Source organism: Saccharopolyspora montiporae (assembly GCF_015209505.1).
Classification (GTDB): domain Bacteria; phylum Actinomycetota; class Actinomycetes; order Mycobacteriales; family Pseudonocardiaceae; genus Saccharopolyspora; species Saccharopolyspora montiporae.
In genome coordinates, this window is sequence record NZ_JADEYC010000018.1 from 13976 (window position 1) to 31995 (window position 18020).

Sequence of the window (18020 nt, forward strand, 5' to 3'; positions counted from 1 at the left end):
CCGCTCCAGCACCCGCCCGAGACCCCGCTCCGACGCGCGGGAGAGCCCCCGTATCAAGCCGCTGAGCAGCGATAACGCCCTCGATGCCGGTTACGTGTGGTGATCGTGTTCTCCGCCACGAGAGTGATCGAGGTGCGATCTCTTGACTGTCGGCTTTCTCGGGTTCACTCTGGTCGTCGACACGGGGCTGGGCCGCCATCTGGTGGGCCCCCTCGACAGCTGGCGTGGTTCCAGTTAGACTGCTACTTTGCGCTGCCCTCTTTCCGTCTGCCCAACACCGGGCCGTAGGATCGTGGGCGCAATTGCACCCTTGACAGCTGTGTTAGCGGGCGCGGCTGGTCAGCTCCTCCGAGCAGGCCGGTTACCGCTGGCGCGGCTGTAGCCAGTTCAGAGTCCCGGAAGGACGCATCTTGGCAGTCTCCCGCGCGACCAAGGTCTCTGCAGCTTCCAACTTCACGTCGGGGATCCCTGGGGCACCCAAGCGGGTCTCGTTCGCGAACATCCGCGAGCCGTTGAACGTGCCGAATCTGCTCGACCTGCAGATCCAGTCCTTCGAATGGCTCGTCGGTGACGAGGCCTGGTTCCAGCGCCGGGTCGACGCCGGCGACGAGAACCCGGCCGGCGGCCTGGAGGAGGTCCTCAGCGAGATCTCGCCGATCGAGGACTTTTCCGGATCGATGTCGCTGTCCTTTTCCGATCCGCGCTTCGACGAGGTCAAGGCCTCCGTCGAGGAGTGCAAGGACAAGGACATGACCTACTCGGCGCCGTTGTTCGTCACCGCGGAGTTCACCAACCACACCACTGGCGAGATCAAGAGCCAGACGGTGTTCATGGGTGACTTCCCGATGATGACGGACAAGGGCACCTACATCATCAACGGAACCGAGCGGGTCGTCGTTTCCCAGCTCGTGCGCTCCCCCGGTGTGTACTTCGACCAGTCCGTCGACAAGACCACCGACAAGGACGTCTACAACGTCAAGATCATCCCCAGCCGCGGCGCGTGGCTGGAGTTCGACGTCGACAAGCGCGACACCGTGGGTGTGCGCATCGATCGCAAGCGCCGGCAGCCGGTCACCGTGCTGCTCAAGGCGCTCGGCTGGACCGCCGAGGCGATCCAGGAGCGGTTCGGCTTCTCCGAAACGCTGATGGCGACGCTGGAGAAGGACCACACCGCAGGCCAGGACGAGGCGCTGCTGGACATCTACCGCAAGCTCCGCCCCGGCGAGCCGCCGACGAAGGAGAGCGCGCAGACGCTCCTGGAGAACCTGTTCTTCAAGGAGAAGCGTTACGACCTCGCCCGCGTCGGCCGGTACAAGCTGAACAAGAAGCTCGGCCTGAACACGTCCTACGAGACCGGCGTGCTCACCGAGGACGACATCGTCACCACCATCGAGTACCTGGTCCGGCTGCATGCCGCGGACAGCTCGATGGCCGTGCAGGGCGGTGCCGAGGGCGAGACCGTCCCGGTCGAGGTCGACGACATCGACCACTTCGGCAACCGCAGGCTGCGCACCGTGGGCGAGCTGATCCAGAACCAGGTCCGGGTCGGGCTCTCGCGCATGGAGCGCGTGGTCCGCGAGCGGATGACCACCCAGGACGTCGAGGCGATCACGCCGCAGACCCTGATCAACATCCGCCCGGTCGTGGCCGCGATCCGCGAGTTCTTCGGCACCTCGCAGCTGTCGCAGTTCATGGACCAGACCAACCCCATCGCGGGCCTGACGCACAAGCGCCGGCTCTCCGCGCTGGGCCCGGGCGGTCTCTCCCGCGAGCGCGCGGGCATGGAAGTCCGGGACGTGCACCCCTCGCACTACGGCCGGATGTGTCCGATCGAGACGCCGGAAGGCCCGAACATCGGCCTGATCGGCTCGCTGGCGACGTTCGCCCGCGTGAACCCGTTCGGCTTCATCGAGACGCCGTACCGCAAGGTCGTCGACGGCCAGGTCACCGATCAGATCGACTACCTGACCGCCGATGAAGAGGACCGCTACGTCAAGGCGCAGGCCAACGCCGCGATCCACAGCGACGGCAACTTCGTCGACGAGCGGGTCCTGGGCCGGCGGAAGGGCGGCGAGGTCGAGCTGCTCGCACCGACCGAGATCGACTACATGGACGTCTCGCCGCGGCAGATGGTCTCCGCCGCGACGGCGATGATCCCGTTCCTGGAGCACGACGACGCCAACCGCGCTCTGATGGGCGCGAACATGCAGCGTCAGGCGGTGCCGCTGCTGCGCAGCGAGTCCCCGCTGGTCGGCACGGGCATGGAGCTGCGCGGCGCGGTCGACGCGGGTGAGGTCATCACCTCGCGGAAGGCCGGCGTCGTCGACGAGGTCTGCGCCGAGCACGTCACGATCATGTCGGACGACGGCACCCGGCACACGCACCAGATGTCGAAGTTCAACCGGTCCAACCACGGCACCTGCATCAACCAGAAGCCGATCGTCAACGAGGGCGACCGGATCGAGGTCGGGCAGGCCATCGCCGACGGGCCGTGCACCCAGAACGGTGAGATGGCGCTGGGCAAGAACCTGCTCGTCGCGATCATGCCGTGGGAGGGGCACAACTACGAGGACGCGATCATCCTGTCCCAGCGCCTGGTGCAGGACGATGTGCTCACCTCGATCCACATCGAGGAGCACGAGGTCGACGCCCGCGACACCAAGCTCGGCGCCGAGGAGATCACCCGGGACATCCCGAACGTCTCCGACGACGTGCTGGCCGACCTCGACGAGCGGGGCATCATCCGCATCGGTGCCGAGGTCCAGGGCGGGGACATCCTCGTCGGCAAGGTCACGCCGAAGGGCGAGACCGAGCTGACCCCGGAGGAGCGGCTGCTGCGCGCGATCTTCGGCGAGAAGGCCCGCGAGGTCCGCGACACCTCGCTGAAGGTGCCGCACGGCGAGACCGGCAAGGTCATCGGCGTCCGCGTGTTCAACCGCGAGGACGACGACGAGCTGCCCCCGGGCGTCAACCAGCTGGTCCGCGTCTACGTGGCGCAGAAGCGCAAGATCTCCGACGGTGACAAGCTCGCCGGCCGGCACGGCAACAAGGGCGTCATCGGCAAGATCCTGCCCGCCGAGGACATGCCGTTCATGGAGGACGGCACCCCGGTCGACATCATCCTGAACACGCACGGCGTGCCGCGACGGATGAACATCGGGCAGGTGCTGGAGACCCACCTCGGCTGGATCGCCTCCCAGGGGTGGTCCATCAACGGGGACCCGGACTGGGCCCAGCGGCTCCCGGACGATCTCTACGAGGTCGAGCCGGGCACCAACACCGCCAGCCCGGTGTTCGACGGTGCCCGCGAGGAGGAGATCACCGGGCTGCTGGCCTCGACCAAGCCGAACCGCGACGGCGACCGGATGGTCGGCGGCGACGGGAAGGCCCAGTTGCTCGACGGGCGCAGCGGAGAGCCGTACCCGTACCCGGTCGCGATCGGGTACATGTACATCCTGAAGCTGTCGCACCTGGTGGACGACAAGATCCACGCCCGTTCGACCGGTCCGTACTCGATGATCACCCAGCAGCCCCTGGGTGGTAAGGCGCAGTTCGGTGGCCAGCGCTTCGGTGAGATGGAGTGCTGGGCCATGCAGGCGTACGGCGCCGCGTACACGCTGCAGGAGCTGCTGACGATCAAGTCCGATGACGTGGTCGGCCGCGTCAAGGTCTACGAAGCGATCGTCAAGGGCGAGAACATCCCCGAGCCGGGCATTCCGGAGTCGTTCAAGGTCCTGCTCAAGGAACTGCAGTCGCTGTGCCTGAACGTCGAGGTGCTGTCCAGCGACGGCGCCGCCATCGAGATGCGCGACAGCGAGGACGAGGACCTGGAACGTGCCGCGGCCAACCTCGGCATCAACCTGTCCCGCAACGAAGCGCCGTCGGTCGACGACATCGCGCACTGACCCTCGCCGCCGGTCCGCGGGGATCGCCCCGCGGACCGGCGTCCGACCCAACCTGGCGCTGACGACCTCCCGGTCGTGACCGGAGTCGGCAGCAACCTCTCGACCAAGGGAGAAGACCCGACGTGCTTGACGTCAACTTCTTCGATGAACTCCGCATCGGCCTGGCCACGGCCGACGACATCCGCCAGTGGTCGTACGGCGAGGTCAAGAAGCCCGAGACCATCAACTACCGCACCCTGAAGCCGGAGAAGGACGGGCTCTTCTGCGAGAAGATCTTCGGTCCGACCCGGGACTGGGAGTGCTACTGCGGCAAGTACAAGCGTGTCCGGTTCAAGGGCATCATCTGCGAGCGCTGCGGTGTCGAGGTCACCCGCGCCAAGGTCCGCCGCGAGCGGATGGGCCACATCGAGCTCGCCGCCGCGGTGACGCACATCTGGTACTTCAAGGGCGTCCCGAGCCGGCTCGGCTACCTGCTCGACCTGGCCCCCAAGGACCTCGAGAAGATCATCTACTTCGCCGCCTACGTGGTGACCTCGGTCAACACCGAGATGCGGCACAACGACCTGTCCACGCTGGAAAGCGAGATCAACGCCGAGCGCAAGCAGATCTCCGACCAGCGCGACACCGATCTGGAGCAGCGCGCCCAGAAGCTCGAAGCCGACCTGGCCGAGCTGGAGAACGAGGGCGCGAAGAGCGACGTCCGGCGCAAGGTCAAGGAGGGCGGCGAGCGCGAGATGCGCCAGCTGCGCGATCGCGCGCAGCGGGAGCTCGACAAGCTCGACGAGATCTGGGAGACCTTCACCAAGCTGGAGCCCCGCCAGCTGATCTCCGATGAGCTGCTCTACCGCGAGCTCTACGACCGGTACGGCGAGTACTTCACCGGGGGCATGGGTGCCGAGGCGATCCAGGCGCTGCTGGCGAACTTCGACATCAACGCCGAGGCCGAAGGCCTGCGCGAGACGATCCGGTCCGGCAAGGGCCAGAAGAAGCTGCGCGCGCTCAAGCGGCTGAAGGTCGTCGCGGCCTTCCAGACCACCGGCAACGACCCGAGTGGCATGGTGCTCAACGCCGTCCCGGTGATCCCGCCGGACCTGCGGCCGATGGTGCAGCTGGACGGTGGCCGCTTCGCGACCTCCGACCTCAACGACCTGTACCGCCGGGTCATCAACCGGAACAACCGCCTCAAGCGGCTGATCGACCTCGGTGCGCCCGAGATCATCGTCAACAACGAGAAGCGGATGCTGCAGGAGTCCGTGGACGCGCTGTTCGACAACGGCCGCCGCGGACGTCCGGTCACCGGCCCGGGCAACCGGCCGCTGAAGTCGCTGTCCGACCTGCTCAAGGGCAAGCAGGGCCGATTCCGGCAGAACCTGCTCGGCAAGCGCGTCGACTACTCGGGCCGTTCGGTCATCGTCGTCGGCCCGCAGCTCAAGCTGCACCAGTGCGGCCTGCCGAAGGAGATGGCGGTCGAGCTGTTCAAGCCGTTCGTCATGAAGCGGCTCGTCGACCTCAACCACGCGCAGAACATCAAGTCCGCCAAGCGGATGGTGGAGCGGCAGCGCCCGCAGGTGTGGGACGTGCTGGAAGAGGTCATCGCCGAGCACCCGGTGCTGCTCAACCGCGCGCCCACGCTGCACCGGCTGGGTATCCAGGCGTTCGAGCCGCAGCTGGTGGAGGGCAAGGCCATCCAGCTGCACCCGCTGGTCTGCGAGGCGTTCAACGCCGACTTCGACGGTGACCAGATGGCGGTGCACCTGCCGCTGTCCGCCGAGGCGCAGGCCGAGGCGCGCGTGCTGATGCTGTCCAGCAACAACATCCTCTCGCCCGCCTCCGGGCGGCCGCTGGCGATGCCGCGGCTGGACATGGTCACCGGCCTCTACCACCTGACCCGCCAGGTGGACGGGGCGAACGGCGAGGGGCAGGTCTACTCCTCGGTCGGCGAGGCGATCATGGCCTACGACCTGGGCAACCTGGACCTGCAGGCCAAGATCCGGATCCGGCTGCGCGACGTGGTCCCCGCGCGGGAAGCCACGCCGGAGGACTGGGAGCCGGGTCAGGCCTGGTTGGCCGACACCACGCTGGGCCGCGTCTGGTTCAACGAGCTGCTGCCGACGGACTACCCGTTCGTCAACCAGCAGCTGCCGAAGAAGCAGCAGGCCGCGATCGTCAACGACCTGGCGGAGCGCTACCCGATGGTGACGGTGGCGCAGACCCTGGACCGGCTCAAGGACGCCGGCTTCTACTGGGCCACCCGCTCGGGCGTGACCGTGTCCATCTCGGACGTGATCGTGCCGCCGGCCAAGACCGAGATCCTGGACAACTACGAGTCCAGGGCCGACCAGGTCGAGAAGCGGTACCGCCGCGGTGCGCTGTCCTACCAGGAGCGCAACGACGAGCTGGTCAAGGTCTGGACGGCCGCCCGGGAAGAAGTCGCGGATGCGATGGAGAAGAACTTCCCGGATGACAACTCGATCAGCATGATCGTGAAGTCGGGTGCCGCGGGCAACATGACGCAGGTCGTGCAGCTGGCCGGCATGCGCGGTCTGGTGTCCAACCCGAAGGGCGAGTACATCCCGCGCCCGATCAAGGCCAACTTCCGCGAGGGTCTGTCGGTGCTGGAGTACTTCATCTCCAACCACGGTGCCCGCAAGGGTCTGGCCGACACCGCGCTGCGCACCGCCGACTCCGGGTACCTCACCCGGCGTCTGGTGGACGTGTCGCAGGACGTCATCGTCCGCGAGAACGACTGCGCCACCGAGCGCGGCATCCGGATGCCGATCGCGGAGAAGCTCGTCGACGGGACGATCATCCGGGACGCCAACGTGGAGACCAGCGTCTACGCGCGGACCACGGCCGAGGATGTCTCGGACGCCGACGGCAACCTCGTGCTGCCCCGCGGTTCGGACCTGGGTGACCCGGCGATCGAGATGCTGGTCAACGCAGGCATCCAGAAGGTCAAGGTCCGCAGCGTCCTGACCTGCGAGTCCGGTGTCGGGGTCTGCTCGGTGTGCTACGGCCGCTCGATGGCCACCGGCAAGCTGGTCGACGTCGGCGAGGCCGTCGGCATCGTCGCCGCCCAGTCCATCGGTGAGCCGGGCACGCAGCTGACCATGCGCACCTTCCACCAGGGCGGTGTCGCCGGCGACGACATCACCACCGGTCTGCCGCGTGTCCAGGAGCTCTTCGAGGCCCGGGTGCCGAAGGGCAAGGCGCCGATCGCCGATACCTCCGGCCGCATCCGGCTGGAGGACAACGACCGCTACTGGAAGATCACGATCATTCCGGACGACGGCGGCGAGGAGATCGTCTACGACAAGCTGTCCAAGCGGCAGCGGCTCGCGGCGATCTCGGTGGACGGCACCGAGCGCCAGGTGCAGGACGGTGACCACGTCGACGTCGGCCAGCAGCTGCTGGAAGGTGCGGTCGACCCGCACGAGGTGCTGCGCGTGATGGGCCCGCGCGAGGCCCAGCTGCACCTGGTCGACGAGGTGCAGAAGGTGTACCGCTCGCAGGGCGTGGGCATCCACGACAAGCACGTCGAGGTGATCGTCCGCCAGATGCTGCGCCGGGTCATCATCATCGACTCGGGTGCCACCGAGTTCCTGCCCGGTTCGCCGGTCGAGCGCGCGCAGTTCGAGTCGGAGAACCGCCGCGTCGTCGCCGAGGGCGGCGACCCGGCTTCCGGCCGTCCGGTGCTCATGGGCATCACGAAGGCGTCGCTGGCCACCGAGTCGTGGCTGTCGGCGGCCTCCTTCCAGGAGACGACCCGCATCCTCACCAACGCCGCGATCGAAGGCGCGAGTGACAAGCTGGTCGGCCTCAAGGAGAACGTGATCATCGGTAAGCTGATCCCGGCCGGTACCGGCATCAACCGGTACCGCAACATCCAGGTGCAGCCGACGGAGGAGGCACGGGCCGCGGCGTACGCGATCCCGTCCTACGACGACAGCTACTACACCCCGGATGTCTTCGGCGCAGGCACCGGTGCGGCGGTTCCGCTGGACGACTACGACTTCGGCCGCGATTACCGCTGATGCACCACCGGCTCCGGCCGGTGTGATCTGAACGAAGGGCTCCTGTCCGTCTCCTCCGGACAGGAGCCCTTCGTCGTGTTCGGGGCCTTTTCGTCAACCGGTGGACGGCTCGCGTGGAATCGGGCAAGCGCCGTTGCGGCGGGGCCGGGTCCAGTAGCGTGCGGGGCGTTGGTGTCGCCGAGGTGTTGGGCTGGTTGGAGGTTCTGGTGAGCGCTGCGGGTGGTGCGCCGGTGCCGCGGGAGTTGCGGCATGTTGCGGACGTGGTGCAGGAGTGGGGGGGTCCGCGCGGCTGGCGGGTGGCGCGGGATGTGGACAAGGCTGTGCTGCAGCAGTTCCCGGGTACGCCGTTCCACGCGTTTCGGCGCAAGCAGGTTCCGGTGGTGGCGTCGGGTTCGGTGGATGGCGCGCCTGCGGCGTTGCTGCAGGTGGATTTCACGGTGAAATACCAGAGCAACGGTGGTTCGACGTATTCGTCGGCGACGGGCGGCATGATGTCGACCGGGAAGACGAAGAAGGAGACGGAGTACCGGGCGCCGCTGGTGGTGGAGTTGCCGGCGCCGGTTCCGAAGTTGGAGTTCGTGCTCAAGCGGGATCCGCTCGACGAGATCCTGCATGTGGCAAAGCTGAATCGGTGGTTCCGGCTGCGTACGGGCGCGCTCGGGACCGGAGTCTCGTACTTGGACAGGATGTACCACCTGTCTGGTTCCTCGGTGGAGTATGTCCGTTCTGTATTTACTCCGGAGCGGGCGGAGTGGTTGTACACGGACGCCAAGGGGCCGCTCGAAGATGTGGTGCTCGGAGATGTTCGTTTTCGGCTCTCTGGGCGGCGGTTGATCGTGTGGTCCCGTCGAAACTTTCGCGATCCTGCGGTGATTGACGGGTTGATCCGGGTGGCGCAGGAGATTCGGAGTTGGATTCCGCAGCAGGCGTTCCAGGATCCTGCGGGTGTGCAGGCGGATCAGGGCAATGTGCCGTTGTCCCAGGTGCAGCTGACGTAACGTGCGGGCGTTGGTGGTGTCGCCGAGGTGCTCGGCTGGTTGGAGGTTCTGGTGAACGCTGCGGGTGGTGCCCCGGTGCCCGAGGAGTTGCGGCATGTTGCGGATCTGGTGCAGGAGTGGGGAGCTCCGCGTGGCTGGCGGGTGGCGCGGGATGTGCCGAAGCAGGTGTTGAAGCAGTTCCCCGGCCAGCCGTTCCACGAGTTCCGCCGCAAACAGGTGCCCGTGCTGGCTGCGGGAGCGGTGGATGGCGCGCCTGCCGTGGTGCTGCAGGTCGACTTTACGATCAAGTACCAGAGCAGCGGTGGTTCGACGTCTTCGTCGGCGGGCGGTATGCGGTCGACCGGCAAGACCAAGAAGAAGACGCACCCCAGGACGGCGATCGTTGTCGAACTGCCGGCACCGGTTCCGGAAGTCGTGCTGATGCAGGCCCGCGACGTGCTGGACGACGTGCTGCACCTGTTCAAGCTGAACCGGACGTTCCAGATGTTTCGCGGACCGTCGAAGGGGACGGGCTCGGAGCGGTTGGATGCGCTCTACCGGGTCGAGGGCGAGTCGGAGGAGCACATCCGCTCGGTGATCAATCCGGACCGGGTGCAGTGGCTGTACAACAAGAATGCCGGCCCCTACCCGGGTGTGCGGTTGGAGCAAACCTGTTTCCGATTGACAGGGCGTACTTTGGTGCTCTGGGTCAATCGTCCTGTCTTCGATCCTGCGGTTCTCGATGGCCTCGTCGCCACCGTGCAGGAGGTTCGGCGGTGGATCCCGAACAACGTCTTCCAGTCCACTGATACGGGTTCCGGGTTCCGAGTCAGCAGCTTGCAGCTTCCGGTTTCGTGACCGGTGAGGTCGCCGCGTGTCCGCACGCGGCGACCCCGGGATCACCAGTCCAACTGGCCTTCGATGGTCTTGTCGGACGGTACGTCGCTGAATCCGCCGCCCTTCGCCTGTTCTTCCAATTGATCGGCGGCGGTGTCGAGCCCGCTACCGACCTGGTTCAGTCCGGATTTTCCCCAGTCAGCCGCACCGTATGAGGGCGTGTTCTGTGAGGTTGTCCCGTGGATCAACTCACCATCAGATTTGATCTGCGTGGTTGAGCCGTCCTCGTTCTGAACGGCGGCCTTGTTGGTGTCGTCGAGGGTGTAGCCGGCTTCTTCTGCTCGTTCTTGGTTCTGTTTGGCGACGTGGTCTCCGCGCGATTTGACCTCGGTGAGCCCGTCGTTCGTATTGCCGGCGGCTTCGCTACCGTCCTGGGCGTCGCTGTTCCCGCCCTTCCCGTCGGCGCCGTCGGTGATCTGCTGAACGCTCTCGGCGATCCTGATGGAGTCCAGCACCGCCTTGATCGCGGTGATCGCGAGCTGGACCATCTCGATGGTCTTGACGACCTTCTTGACCTTCTCGGCGGTGCGTGCGCAGGTGATGGCGGCTTCGACGGTGGTGGCTGCGCCGGCTGCCGCTGTCGAACCACCGGCGGTGGCCGGTGCCGTGGCGAGTGCCGTCAGCCAGGTCGCGACGGCCCAGGTCAGGAACTCGGCGAGGATGCCCTTGATGACGCCCTCGGCGGCTTCCATCATGGTGGAGCTCATCTGCAGCAGCTCGGACAGGTTGTGCGCCTGACCGGCCGTGTTCTGCACCCCGTCGATGAACTCGCCCATCTTGGTGCGCATCGCGTCCGCGGCTTGGCCTTCCCACTCCGCGAGGTCGCCGTCGAGGGTCTGGGTCAGCTTCTCCGCGAGTTGTTCGAGGTCCTGGCTGACTTCCGAGAACGCTTTCGCGCCCTGGGTCAGTGCTTCGCTGTCCCCGGTGACCAACTGGATCGCATCACGGACCGGGGTCACGAAGTCCAGGACGAACTCCACGCCGGTGCCGGCGAGGAAGGTGATCGGGTCGGCTGCGCAGCTGGCGGCGTCCGAGAGGAAGCTCTCGATGTCACCCTTGGCGGCTTCCACGTCGCCCTTGGACAGGTTCTCGGCGCCGCCGATGACGTCCTTGACCAACTTGATGTCGCCGAACGCCGAGGTGTCGACCTGATCGGCAGTCATGCTGAGCGCGGCGTTGTCCTGGGCGGCTTCGAGGTTGCCGGTCATCCGCGGCCACCTCCTCCGCCGCCCGCGATGTTGTCCACGTTGCCGAGCAGGGCGCTCATCGCGTCCGCCGCCCGCCGATCGGTGTCCTGGTAGTCGCGCCCGGCGTCGCCGATCTCGGTGCCCGCCTTGGACAGGCCCTCGCAGACCTGGTCCATGTGCTCGGTGAACGTGTCCAGCAGTTCGCGGTACGAGCCGTACACGGTGGCCAAACCGAGAAGGCCCCAGGAGATCTCGGGCACCTCGGCCTCGGTCGCCTTCTGCTTGATGGAGTCGGCATCGGAGCCGATCGATTCGATCTTGCCCCCGCAGCCGGTCAACGAGTCCGCGGTCGCGCGGTATCCGCCGCCCATCAGCGGTCCCTCCCGCCGTCCAGGAAGGAATCGGGCATCTCGTCGTCGAGGTCGTCGACGACCGGCGGGGGCGCGGTACGGGTGGACGTCGACGTCGGGTCCTGCATCTCCTGCTGGGTGCGCAGCACCCGCTCGCGCACATCGCTGTCCGGCAGGAACTCCTGCACCACGTCGGCCTGTTGGCGCGCGGCTTCGGCGACGGCCTCGCGGAGCGTGGTCATGATCGCGCCGGAGAGCTGGCTCGGCGATCGGCGCAGGGCGTCCTGGTTCAGCTGGATGTCGGTGACCCCGCCCGGTCCGGCGACCACGGTGATCGACCGGTCGTCCGACGCGGTGCGGACCTCGATCCCACCGAGTTGTTCCTTCATCTCGCCGAGCCCGCTCATCTGCTGCTCGACCCGGCGCCCAGCCTCTTTCAGCGACTCCAGCTTCTGGTTCAGCTGGTCCAAGTCGGTCATGAAGTTTCCCTCGCTCAGGTGACCTTGGTGATTCGCACATGATCGCCGATGAGCGCGGGAGCCGGTGCCGGATCGGGCCAATTCGCGACCCGCACCGCCCGCACCGCGGTGTGCGGGCGGTGCCCGGACTCAGCTCTCCAATTCGGCCAGCGCCTTGCGGACCCGTTCCACCTCGGCTTCCAGCTCGGCCAGCTTGGCTTCCTGCTGCTGGCGGGCGGTGCTGAGCACCTCCTCGATGGTTTCCGAGATGTCGGTGTGCAGTTCCGCCGCCGCCTTGGACACCGCCGACGCCGGGACCTGCAGGCCCTGCACGACGCGCTTGCCGGAATGCATCAGGTCGGCCTGCCACTCGCCGTCCGCGGTCCCGGTCACGGTCAGCGTCAGTTCCACGGTCCGGGTTTTCTTCGCGGTGCTCTTGGTGCGTTTCTTCTTCGGGGCGGATTCCTCGGCCTGCTCGGTGCCTTCCGCCGCGGTCTGCTGCCCGTCCGGCGATGCCGCGGACTGCGGGGTGGTGCTCTCGTCGGTGCCGGTCTGTTCTTCGGTCAACTCACTCTCCTGTTCACGGCCGAACCACCAGGGTAGAACACGTGTTCCCCGGAGTCCGGTGTGCCGCGCCGGGAATGCGCGGTGGCCGGGTGGCGCGCTCACCTGCGCTGCGGATCGCCGCGCGCGCTCGCCCGGGCGGGGGACGCGGACGGCCCGGTGATCGGGTGCGGCAACATTGCCGGTGCGTGGTGCCGCCCGCGGGCGCGCGGGAGGGGACTTCGCGAGGTGGTCGAGACAGGGGCCGGCGCGCCGGCCGAGAGCGGTCCCGGGCCGCCGGGATCCGGACTGGACCGGGCCGGCGGTGCCCGGTGACCGAGAGGGAGTTCGCGATGACCGACGCACAGCCGAGCGGGCGCGGGGCCGCGCAACCCGCTTGGACCGACCGCTTCCGCGGCGCGATGCTCGGCGGCGCTGTGGGTGACGCGGTCGGCTCCGGTGTCCGGGCGCTTCCACTCGCCGGGATCCGCAGCTGCTTCGGACCGCCCGGAATCCGGGGCTACGTCCCGGTTTTCGGTAAGCGCGGTGCAGCCGGCGACATCAGCCAGCTCACGGTGTTCACCCTGGACGCGCTGCTGCGCGCGAAAGCGGCCAACCCGGGAGGGGACGCCTGGTTGCCCACCGAGTATGTGGGCACCAACTACCTGCGTTGGCTGCACACGCAGGGCGTTCCGTGGGAGTACGCGATGTCCGCGCAGCTGAGCCGGGAACCGCGTCCGGCCGGTTGGTTGCTGGAGCGCGCGGAGTTGCACTCCACCCGCAATCCCGGCGGTCCGGCGCTGGGCATGGTCGGCAAGATGGCCGAACGGTTCCCGATCGGTCCGGACGGCGCGCTGCGCCCGCACTCTGCGGCGGACGGTCTCGCCGCGTGCGCGGCCTGGGCCGCTCCGGCGATGGTCTGGTCGCCGACGCCGGAGATCGTGCACGCCACCGCCGCCGCTACCGCGAACCTGTTCACCTCAGGGCCGAACGCGCTCGGCGCAGCGGGTCTGCACAGCGATGTGCTCGCCCAGTTGCTGCGCGGTGCCCGGCTCTGGGACGCGGTCACCGCCGCAGACCTCAACCGGCTCGGCAGTGCTTACCGGGTGAGCCGGGTGCCCGCTGACGTGCGGCGCACCGTGCACGCTGCGATGTTCCTCGGTCAGCGCGGGCTCCCGGTCCGCCCCGAGGACCTGGACGTGGAGTTCGACGTGCACGACGAGCCGGGCGAGCTCGGCATCGCGCTGGCGGCGGTGAGCTCGACCCGCACGTTCGCGGACGCGGTGTTGGCGGCGGTGAACCACTCCGCGGACAGCAGCGTCACCGGCGCGCTCGCCGGTCAGCTCGCCGGGGCGATGCACGGTCCGGGAAGCATTCCGCAGGAATGGCTCGACGAGCTGGAGCTGCGCGAGCCGATCGAGATCCTCTGCCAGGACGCGGGTGAGGCGTTCGCGCCGCAGCGGCCCCGCTGGGCCGAGCGCTACATGCCCAGCGGGGCGGATGCGCAGCGGGAACTGCCGTCCGCTCCCGGGCGCACCGTCGAGGGGTCCGCGGAGCGCACGATGGTGCTGCCCGCGATCGGCGGCGCGTCCGTCCGGGACGGGGAGCTCGGGCAGCACCGGTCGGAATCCGTGCCCGTGGACGAGCCGTTCCCGACCGGCCCGATCCCGATCGTCGCCGCGGAGCAGGCCCCGGACGCGGTGGCGGAGACCGCCGCGGAGACGACGGCGATCTTCCCCGCGGTGTCCGATCAGGAGCCCGAACCGGCTCCTGCCGCCGAACCGGCTCCCGCTTCCGAACCGGCTCCCGCCCCCGACTCGTCGAGTTTGGCCTCCGATTCGGACCCAGCCCCCGAACCGGCTCCGGCGCGGGACCCGGAGGCCGATGCCGGAGCGCACCGCTCCCCGTCCGCGCGGGAGCGGCCGCGCCACCAGCCCGCGACCTCGTGGTTGGGCACCGAGGACAATCCCGCCCCCTCATGGTTGTCCGCACCCGGCAGGCCCGCCTTCGCCGCGTTCATCGAACAGACCGCCCAGCGGTCTGCGGAGGACGGACCGGTCGACTCGCCGGCGGATTCGGCTCCCGGCGCGGTGAACCGGGACGGCGCGTCCGAAGCGGTCGGCGACGTGTCCCGGGCCGACGATGCCGCGGACTCGCCGGACCTGCGTCGTGTCGAGGAGTTCGCGCCGCCCGCCGCGCAGCCGGACGACCGGTGGCCGGATGCCGCGCCCGATCCGGCTGCCGCGAAGCCGGGCGAGACGGCGGACCCGACCTGGCTCCCGGACTCCGAGGGCGCTGACCCGACCGAGCCCGACTCTGCGGACCGGTTCGGGTCGGAGCCGGACGAGGAGTTGCCCGAGCTGGTGGACCTGCCCGACGTGCCGGTGCCGTCCGGGTGGGAACCGCTGGACACGGTCGCCACCGCCGAAGCCGATCTCCCGGAGTCCGCGTCCGCGGCGCGGCCGGAGCAGTACGCACCGGACGGCGAGCCTGCGGCGGAACCGCAGCGCGAGCCGGTCGACCTGCAACCGCCTCCCCGGTCGCCCATCGACCTGGCCCCGGAGTCCGGAACCGTCGATGATGCCGCCGCGCCCGCGGATGTTTCGGCCGAAACCGGCGCGGAGTACGAGCAGGGCGCCGGGGAGCAGGCCGACCCGGTCGGGGACGTTCCGGATGCTCCCGAGGTCTCCGGCGACCCGGACGACCCTGCCGGTGCCGAAGCCCCGGGCGGTGTGGAATTTCCCAGTGGTGCCGGTTTTCCCGACGCTGCGGACGATGTGGACAGACCTCTCGGCGCGGAGGATCCCGGTGGTGCCGAGGTTCCGGTCGGTGCGGAGTTCCCCCGTGCTGCCGAGCTCGCCGGTCCGCCCGAGTTCGCCGGTGACACCGAGTTCCCCGGTGCTGCGGAGCCTTCCGGCGATACCGAGGCACCGGACGATGCCGGTGCCGGTGCCGCGACCACCCGCTCCGCCGACCCCGAGGCCGCGGACGGGTCGGCCGAGGCCGCCGCGCAGGACTCCGCACAGGTCGCCGTGCGCCCACCGCGCGGCGAGCACGCCAAGGACGACGGCCCCGGCGCGGGCGCTCCCTCGTCGACCGAGCGCGTGCTGGGCTGTCTGCTGGCCGGAGCGCTCGGCGACGCGCTCGGCGCCGAGCCGGAGGGGCGCGCCGCGGACGGGACCGGAGGCGACGAGGACGGCCTGCGTGACCCGGGGGCGGGATACATGCTGAGCGCCGACGCCCGCCTGGCGCTGTTCACGGCCGAGGGGCTCATCCGCGGCAGCGTCGCGGGCCGCACGCTCGGCAGCGGCGATCCGTTGCCGGAGGTGCAGCTGGCCTACCAGCGGTGGTTGCACACCCAGGGGGTCGAGTGGTCGGCGGCGGCCGGTCGGTTCGGCGTCGAGTACGCCGCACCGGATGGCTGGTTGATCGAGGTGCCGGGCATGTTCGCCGCCCGCGCGCCGGAACGGGCGGTGTTCGACGCGCTGTCCGGTTTCGGGTCCGGCGGGCCTGCGGGATCGCTCACCGAGCGGATCAATGACGCCGCGGGCGGCGGTGGTGTGGTGCGCGCGGTGCCCGCGGCGCTGTGGTCCGCCGACCCGGCCGAGGTGTTCCTGCTCGGCGCGCGCACCGCCGCGCTCACCCACTCGGATCCGGCCGGCTACCACCCGGCGGGGGCGCTGGCGGTGATCGTGCAGCAGGCCTTGCTCGGGCGCGGTCTGGACGACGGGGTCTGGCTGGCGTTGCAGGTCCTGGAGACCTGGGAGGGCAGTGAGCAAACCGCTGCGCTGCTGAAAGCGGCCGTCGAGCTCGCGGAGGAGGGGGTGCCCGATGCGCAGCGCCTGACCGAGGTGCTCGGTGGCGGCGGAACCGGGCAGCAGGCGCTGGCCATCGCGGTGTGCGCGGCGCTCGCGGCGGATGCGGACGTGCAGCTCGCGCTGCGCACCGCCGCGCAGCACGACGGATCCGGCGCGGCGGCCGGCGCGATCTGCGGCAGCATCGCGGGAGCCCTGCACGGGGTGGCCGCGCTGCCGGTGGACTGGCTGGCCGAGCTGGAGCTGCGCGATGTCGTCCAGCAGGTGGCGCTGGACTGCGTCGCCGAGTTCGGGGTCGCGCGATCCGGCGAGGCGCGGTCCGGGGGAGCCGAGCTGCCCGCGGACGAGGACTGGCAGGAGCGCTACCCGGTGCGCGAACTGCCGCCGGAGCCGGTCCGGCGGCAGGCCTCGGACGTGGGGGCCGTCGATGATCCCGGCGGATTCCCGGCGCCCAAGCCCGCGCCGCGCCGCGTCGTCTACGAGGGGGACAACGCCTGACGGCCGGGGGCGCCGGCTGCGCGGGGGTGGGCTGATCCGGTCGCCGCGGGTAGGCTCCTGCCGCGCGGCCCCACCCGCCGGAGCTTCCCGCGGAGCTCCTGAGCGGGCCGATGAGGCAGGTCAACGAGGACCCCCCGTTTTGACCCCCTGAGAACGGGGCAGGTATCTTTATATATCGGACCCGACACCCATCGGGTCGATCCGCATGCCCGTGCATGACGTGACGGGGACGAACGCGCGTTCGTCGCCCGGAGCGGCAGCGCCGAGCGGGTCGTGCGGAACTCCTCTGCGAGAAACCCATTGGGATCACCCCGCTGGGCCGCCATGAGCGCCGGAAGGCCGAGGAGCGGGCGACACGCCCGACCTCGTGGCCGGGGGAGTCTCAAGTACACAGTGCCTGAAGGTGCTCGCCGCCGGGGCACGCCGAAGCTCGAACGAGCGCCGCTTGGACGAGTACCAGAAGACGCGAACGCTGACAGAAAGCCGGTCCATGCCCACCATCCAGCAGCTGGTCCGTAAGGGCCGCCAGGACAAGGTCGCGAAGACCAAGACCGCGGCGCTCAAGGGGAGCCCGCAGCGGCGTGGTGTGTGCACCCGCGTGTACACGACCACCCCGAAGAAGCCCAACTCGGCCCTGCGCAAGGTCGCCCGTGTCAAGCTCACCAGCGGCATGGAGATCACGGCCTACATCCCTGGTGAGGGCCACAATCTGCAGGAGCACTCGATTGTGCTCGTTCGTGGCGGCCGTGTGAAGGACTTGCCCGGTGTGCGCTACAAGATCATCCGTGGTTCCGCTGACACGCAGGGTGTGAAGAACCGCAAGCAGGCTCGCAGCCGGTACGGCGCGAAGAAGGAGAAGAGCTGATGCCCCGCAAGGGTCCGGCCCCGAAGCGGCCGCTGCACGCCGACCCCGTGTACGGCTCCCCGCTGGTCACCCAGCTGGTGAACAAGGTCCTGGTGGACGGCAAGCGTTCCCTGGCCGAGCGGATCGTCTACGCGGCGCTGGAAGGCTGCCGGGAGAAGACCGGCACCGACCCGGTCGTCACGCTCAAGCGCGCCCTGGACAACGTCAAGCCGACCCTGGAGGTCCGCAGCCGCCGCGTGGGTGGCGCGACCTACCAGGTGCCGATCGAGGTCCGCGCCGGCCGGTCGACCACGCTGGCGCTGCGCTGGCTGATCACCTACTCCCGCCAGCGTCGGGAGAAGACCATGGTCGATCGCCTGACGAACGAGCTCCTGGACGCCAGCAACGGCCTCGGCGCCAGCGTCAAGAAGCGGGAAGACACGCACAAGATGGCGGAGTCCAACAAGGCCTTCGCGCATTACCGCTGGTGACGTCGGTCGGGTCTTGCCCGC

11 protein-coding genes are annotated in these 18020 nt (G+C 69.0%); 7 read left to right on the forward strand and 4 right to left on the reverse strand.

Annotated features, from left to right (window positions below; all coding sequences use genetic code 11):
* The first annotated feature begins 410 nt into the window (after window positions 1-410).
* The 4 genes from rpoB to IQ251_RS10985 all read left to right on the forward strand — a co-directional run bounded on the left by rpoB (window position 411) and on the right by IQ251_RS10985 (window position 9774).
* Window positions 411-3905, forward strand: coding sequence for a DNA-directed RNA polymerase subunit beta (gene rpoB / locus IQ251_RS10970; protein ID WP_193928413.1), 3495 nt, complete (start codon window positions 411-413; stop codon window positions 3903-3905).
* A gap of 122 nt (window positions 3906-4027) precedes the next feature.
* Window positions 4028-7939, forward strand: coding sequence for a DNA-directed RNA polymerase subunit beta' (locus IQ251_RS10975; RefSeq protein WP_193928414.1), 3912 nt, complete (start codon window positions 4028-4030; stop codon window positions 7937-7939).
* A gap of 194 nt (window positions 7940-8133) precedes the next feature.
* Window positions 8134-8937 carry a hypothetical protein gene (locus IQ251_RS10980; RefSeq protein ID WP_193928415.1) on the forward strand — a complete coding sequence of 268 codons (804 nt, stop codon included), beginning with the start codon at window positions 8134-8136 and terminating at the stop codon, window positions 8935-8937.
* Window positions 8938-8976: 39 nt separating this feature from the next.
* Entirely contained in the window at window positions 8977-9774 is a 798-nt protein-coding gene (locus IQ251_RS10985; protein ID WP_193928416.1) for a hypothetical protein, read from the forward strand.
* 41 nt (window positions 9775-9815) lie between these two features.
* Here IQ251_RS10985 and IQ251_RS10990 read toward each other — a convergent pair whose 3' ends face one another.
* The 4 genes from IQ251_RS10990 to IQ251_RS11005 all read right to left on the reverse strand — a co-directional run bounded on the left by IQ251_RS10990 (window position 9816) and on the right by IQ251_RS11005 (window position 12375).
* Window positions 9816-11021 carry a WXG100 family type VII secretion target gene (locus IQ251_RS10990; RefSeq protein WP_193928417.1) on the reverse strand — a complete coding sequence of 402 codons (1206 nt, stop codon included), beginning with the start codon at window positions 11019-11021 and terminating at the stop codon, window positions 9816-9818.
* Window positions 11018-11371, reverse strand: coding sequence for a WXG100 family type VII secretion target (locus tag IQ251_RS10995; protein ID WP_193928418.1), 354 nt, complete (start codon window positions 11369-11371; stop codon window positions 11018-11020). The genes IQ251_RS10990 and IQ251_RS10995 overlap by 4 nt, the downstream gene beginning before the upstream one ends.
* A complete protein-coding gene (locus IQ251_RS11000; RefSeq protein WP_193928419.1) occupies window positions 11371-11829 on the reverse strand; it encodes a YbaB/EbfC family nucleoid-associated protein in 459 nt (152 codons plus the stop codon). The genes IQ251_RS10995 and IQ251_RS11000 overlap by 1 nt, the downstream gene beginning before the upstream one ends.
* 129 nt (window positions 11830-11958) lie before the next feature.
* Window positions 11959-12375, reverse strand: a complete 417-nt coding sequence (locus IQ251_RS11005; protein WP_193928420.1) for a DUF6319 family protein — start codon at window positions 12373-12375, stop codon at window positions 11959-11961.
* 329 nt (window positions 12376-12704) lie between these two features.
* Between IQ251_RS11005 and IQ251_RS11010 the strand changes: the two genes are divergently transcribed.
* From IQ251_RS11010 to rpsG, 3 genes are all read left to right on the forward strand, one after another.
* Entirely contained in the window at window positions 12705-16664 is a 3960-nt protein-coding gene (locus IQ251_RS11010) for an ADP-ribosylglycohydrolase family protein (RefSeq protein WP_193928421.1), read from the forward strand.
* A 490-nt stretch (window positions 16665-17154) separates the two neighbouring features.
* Window positions 17155-17529, forward strand: a complete 375-nt coding sequence (gene rpsL / locus IQ251_RS11015; RefSeq protein ID WP_193928611.1) for a 30S ribosomal protein S12 — start codon at window positions 17155-17157, stop codon at window positions 17527-17529.
* The gene (rpsG, locus tag IQ251_RS11020; RefSeq protein ID WP_193928422.1) at window positions 17529-17999 is read left to right on the forward strand and encodes a 30S ribosomal protein S7; all 471 of its coding nucleotides are present in this window, start codon (window positions 17529-17531) and stop codon (window positions 17997-17999) included. The genes rpsL and rpsG overlap by 1 nt, the downstream gene beginning before the upstream one ends.
* Window positions 18000-18020: the final 21 nt, after the last annotated feature.

Bases quoted from the DNA above. Each gene is read 5' to 3' on its own strand.
- IQ251_RS11000 (WP_193928419.1), bottom strand. From the start codon at position 11,829: ATGACCGACTTGGACCAGCTGAACCAGAAGCTGGAGTCGCTGAAAGAG.
- rpsL (WP_193928611.1), top strand. From the start codon at position 17,155: ATGCCCACCATCCAGCAGCTGGTCCGTAAGGGCCGCCAGGACAAGGTC.
- IQ251_RS11010 (WP_193928421.1), top strand. From the start codon at position 12,705: ATGACCGACGCACAGCCGAGCGGGCGCGGGGCCGCGCAACCCGCTTGG.
- IQ251_RS10995 (WP_193928418.1), bottom strand. From the start codon at position 11,371: ATGGGCGGCGGATACCGCGCGACCGCGGACTCGTTGACCGGCTGCGGG.
- IQ251_RS10990 (WP_193928417.1), bottom strand. From the start codon at position 11,021: ATGACCGGCAACCTCGAAGCCGCCCAGGACAACGCCGCGCTCAGCATG.
- rpsG (WP_193928422.1), top strand. From the start codon at position 17,529: ATGCCCCGCAAGGGTCCGGCCCCGAAGCGGCCGCTGCACGCCGACCCC.